We start from the raw sequence: 4,423 nt of genomic DNA, 5'->3' as shown, positions 1-4,423 counted from the left end.
GCGCAACGTGGTGGAGCGGGCGATCAACCGGCTCAAGAACTTCCGCGCGGTGGCCACCCGCTACGACAAACGCGCCTACATGTTCCTGGGAACCGCCACGGTCGCAGCCTTGGTCATCTGGCTCCGCACGTGATCCAGGAAACAGCTCCTAGCCCCCGGATCCCGTCGCCCCGGCCGGGCGCGCAGGACTGGGAGCCCCGGACCGGGCGCCGTTGCCGGAGACCGGGCCGGAGACGGGCCGGCCGACGACGGCGGCGGCGGCGCGGGGAAGCGGGGCCCGCGAAGATCTGGTCCGCGATGCACCCCGCCCGGCCGCGGTCCCTGGGGGCGAGGTGCACCCCGCCCGGCCGCGGTCCCTGGGGCGAGTGCGGGCCGGATGGGTCGCGTCTGACGCTCCGCGCGGTACCCCTCGCGCTGCAGGCCGGGCCGGTGACCCTGCCCGGCCCCATCGGATCGGCGATCGCCTCCGGCGTCGAGGCGCGGTTCACCCATTGCGCGCGGCCCGTGTCCGGCACGCCGGCCCTGGCCGGCAGGGATCCGGTGGGGGCTGGGCGTCACAGGGTGTCGAGGTCGACGGCTCGGGCGATGGCGTGGTAGCCGGCGTCGTTGAGGTGGATGCCGTCGCCCGAGTCATATCGCGGGCGCAGGGAGTCGGGGTCGTCGGGCTGCCGGACGACGCGGTCGAAGTCGACCACACGGTCGTAGCCGCCGCTGGTGCGGATCCACTGGTTGACCTGGTCCCGTACGGCCTCGGCCGCTGGGCTGTAGGCGAGGTCGGAGCCTTTCATGGGCAGGATGGTGGCGCCGATGACCTTGATGCCTTTGCTGCGGGCGGCGCGGATCAGCTGCTTGTGGCCGTCGATGATCTGGCCTGCGGTCGCCTGGTGGGGTTTGTTCCATTCGGCCAGGTCGTTGACGCCCTGCATGACGATGACCGTGCGGACGCCGGCCCTGTCGAGGACGTCACGCTGGAAGCGGGCCAGGCCGTTGGTGCCGTATTCGGGTGAGTCGGTCAGCAGGCGGTTGCCGCCGATGCCGGCGTTGACGACGCTCAGGGGACGGCCCCGGGCGGCCAGCCGTTCGGCGAGCTGGTCGGGGTAGCGGTTGTCGGCGCCCCCGGTGGAGCCGACGCCGTCGGTGAGGGAGTCGCCGAAGGCGACCACGGTGCCTTCGCTGCGTGATCCGGTGACCTCGATGCCGGTCAGGTAGTACCAGGAGTTGCTGGTCTCGGTGAACGCCTCGCCGGCGGGGTCGCTCAGATGGTCGCCCTTGGCCCGGTAGGCGGTGGCCTGGGCGAAGTGGTGGAAGGTGGCCGGACCTGTGGGATCGGTGAAGCGCAGGGTGACGGCGAGCTTGTCCAGGGGGCCGACCGGTAGCGGGGCGGGGTCGCTGAGGCGTTCTTCGCCGGGAGGGATGACGGTGCGCCGGTGGCCGCCGAAGGTGACGGCGCGCGGGGTGTCGGTGGCCGCTGCCTGGAGGGCTCGGCCCTCCGCTCCCGAACATGTCCCCAGCCGCCAGGTAGCGGAGTGAAGGATCAAGCTTGAGTTCGGGCCGTGAGTGCGTCGGGGGTTTCGGTGGCCCTCACTGCGGCCGAACGGCGACCGATTCGGCGGAGAGCGTGACCTCGACGGTGATGTGCGGATTGTCCAGCTGCGGGAGCTGAAGCCCACGCTTGAACTCTTCGGCATCGTCCGGCATCATCTTCGGCTGAACTGTGACCTTGACTTGGCCGGTCTCCTCATCTGAGTGCGCCATCATTGTGGCCACCTCAGGACGGGATCGGAGCCAGGAGACGACCGTGTCCTGGGCCCGCCGGAGCTCCGAGGCCGAGAATTCCTTGCCGCCGATCAGGGTGACCTCCATGGGGAGGGTCCTGGCCAGCTCGATCGCGCGAGTCGGGATGGGACCCTTGAAGCCGATGCGCAGCCCCCGCTGGTCGTCGACGTATCTGACGCCGGAGATCTCGTCAGGGAACTCCGCGTTAAGTTTGTCGATCACCCGGCTGTTGGACGACTGTGAGCCGAAGCGATCGATGGCCTCCTCGTAGGAGATGCCCTCCGATCTGGCGATGGCCCCGAGGTCGACCAGCTCGGCGTAGGGAATGCCGTCGATCCCCACGTCCGGATCGGTCACCGCAGGGTCGTAACCCTCGAAGTCCGTCGGCTTGGGCGACGAAGTAGCAGCCACCCGGGTCGCGTACCGCTTGACGACCTCCTCCAGGGACCGGCCCGACGACGCCGCCTCTCGCTTGAGCCGCTCCAGGGTGGGCCGATGCGCTTTGGGCTGATCGGCCCGCGGCAACACGATCGTCTCGGTCCCGGCCACAATGGGCACCGGGCCAGCACCAGACTGGCCGCAGGCGCACAACGACGCGAGCAGCGCGATGACGGCCAAACGCGATCTCTTCACACCAAAGGGACGCGCCACCGACCTGGAGGGTTCATCCAGGCACCATTCAGTACAGGCGAAGCTCGTCCATCAGAGTGCGCCTCCAATGCGGACCTTGCGTGCCCACCATAAGGCGATCCTCCGTTCCAAACGTGTCGCTAGCCTCGAAGGGGGCTTGATCGCGCTGTGGCACCTTCTCGGGGTGTCGGAATTAGAAGGTTTAACGACATCCTCTGATTGGACCCCGCAAGTCCTCTCGAAAACCGGACATCGAGTAACGAAGCGTGACGTCGGATGGCCGATTCCGAGCACGAATTGACGACAGGATTTTCCGACAGGAAGATCGGGCTCCAACCCTTCCTGAGGAGAGCCCGGTGCAGATCGTCTACTCCCGCGTCTCCACCGCGACCCAGTCTCTGCTACGGCAGCGCCACATCCTCACCGTGGCCGGCCTTCTCGTGCGCACCGAAGGTGTCGCCGAGGGATTCCGGCCTGCCGACGGCGTCCTCCTCTTCGAGGACCCCGCCACCACCTCCAAGATCCCCGCCCTCGACCGGCCCGCGTTCGGCAAGATCGCCGCCAAGGCGCACCCCGGCGACACCCTGACGGTCTCGGAGCTGTTCCGGCTCTGCCGCGACCTGCTCGACATCCACGCCGTCCGCAACTGGTGCCAAGCCCGCGGCGTCGCCCTGCGCGTCCTGTCCGGACCGCTGTCGAACTTCCACGACCTCGCCGCCAACGACGCCACCACCGCCGTCATCATCAACGTGATCACCGCAGTCGGCCAGTTCCAACGTGACATCCAGAACGAGCTCACCGTCGAGGGGATCGCCGCCGCCGAGGCCGAAGGACGCTACCGCGGCCGGCCGCCCGCGCTGGACGGTGACCGGCGCGAGGACGTGCGGGCGGCCTTCCACGAGGGCACCTCGATCGCAGCCCTGGCACGGACTCATGGGGTAAGCCGGGCTGCCGTGCGAACCGCCCTGGCCGACCTGCTACCCGGCCAGGACGTCCTGCCTCGGCCATCGGCGTGATCGACGGGAAGGGTCAGGCAACCAGATCGAGGTCAAGACGGCGACCCATGTCGATGTCGATCGTGCCGTACAAGTTGGCGTTGGACCAGCACAGTGGCGAAAGTCCTCGCTTGTCGGCGTCGGTCATCTTCTTCTGCCAGGCGGGGTCCTTCAGGACGGACTGAACCAGCAAGGTGTTGATGAAAGACCAGCGCCGACTGGAGCAGGAGAAGGCTGAGCATGGAGACCTCCTGATGCTCCTTGTCGCTGCCGGGGATGGTGCCGGCGCTGCCGTAGAACAGGTCGATGTTGGCGGAGTTCCAGTTCTCCACGACCTGCAGGCCCTCGTGGATCTCGCGGCGCAACTCCTGCGAGGCTACGTACTCGGCGACGAACACGCTCTTGACCGCCTTGCCGAGTTCCTCGATGGCCTTGTAGGTAGAGTGCTTGGGGCCGCCACTGGTGAAGCGGCGCAGCACCTGCTCGGCCTCGGCCGTGCCCAGCCGCAGGGCGGTGGCGTATTTCACCATCTGGTCATACTGCTGAGCGATGATCTCCCAGTCGATCGGCTTGTCGGCCACCATGCCCTCCAAGCAGGACGGGACCTGGTCATCGATGTCGGCCTTCACCAGCTTCTGCCGGGCGATGTTCTTCATCCGCGGCAGCAGCTTGAACCCCAGCAAGTAGGAGAACGCGAACCCGACCAGCGACTGGCCATGACTATCGGTGTACTGGCGATCGATGGTGGCGTCGGTGCAGTGCCGCAGCACGCCCTCCATCATCGCGGCGACCTCGGAGGCGTTGCAGGTCCGAAGCTGGGAGTAGACGCACACCGACTTGCGGTCCACGTGCCAATAGATCATGACACCGGGGCCGCCGTACCGGGCGTGGTATTCGGTCATCAGGTTCGACGACCACGACCCGAACTTCTTCGAATCCGACGCGCACGCGGTCCCGTTGCCCCACCACAGCGGATCCCGCATCCGCAAGGTGGCGTTGACCAGGGTCGCGATCGCCGCGCG

At 67.8% G+C, this 4,423-nt stretch carries 4 protein-coding genes and 1 pseudogene; 2 read left to right on the top strand and 3 right to left on the bottom strand.

The window, feature by feature from the left end; all coding sequences use genetic code 11:
• Positions 1-133: pseudogene (locus ACWEVS_RS45935) on the top strand (IS5/IS1182 family transposase); the annotation flags it as partial.
• Between the two features lie 421 nt (positions 134-554).
• Here the strand turns inward: ACWEVS_RS45935 and ACWEVS_RS45930 are convergent.
• A complete protein-coding gene (locus tag ACWEVS_RS45930) occupies positions 555-1,538 on the bottom strand; it encodes an SGNH/GDSL hydrolase family protein (RefSeq protein ID WP_452557528.1) in 984 nt (327 codons plus the stop codon).
• 43 nt (positions 1,539-1,581) lie between these two features.
• Entirely contained in the window at positions 1,582-2,394 is an 813-nt protein-coding gene (locus ACWEVS_RS45925) for a hypothetical protein (RefSeq protein WP_452557526.1), read from the bottom strand.
• A 368-nt stretch (positions 2,395-2,762) separates the two neighbouring features.
• On the opposite strand from ACWEVS_RS45925, the gene ACWEVS_RS45920 reads away from it, so the two are divergent.
• Positions 2,763-3,422, top strand: a complete 660-nt coding sequence (locus tag ACWEVS_RS45920; RefSeq protein WP_452557524.1) for a recombinase family protein — start codon at positions 2,763-2,765, stop codon at positions 3,420-3,422.
• 32 nt (positions 3,423-3,454) lie between these two features.
• Here ACWEVS_RS45920 and ACWEVS_RS45915 read toward each other — a convergent pair.
• On the bottom strand, positions 3,455-4,423 hold a 969-nt coding region (locus ACWEVS_RS45915; RefSeq protein ID WP_452557522.1), incomplete at its 5' end, for a Tn3 family transposase.

The sequence above is a fragment of the Nonomuraea sp. NPDC003754 genome (genome assembly GCF_053605785.1).
Note: the sequence above shows the minus strand (reverse complement) of the source record. Positions and strands in the feature narration are given on the sequence as shown.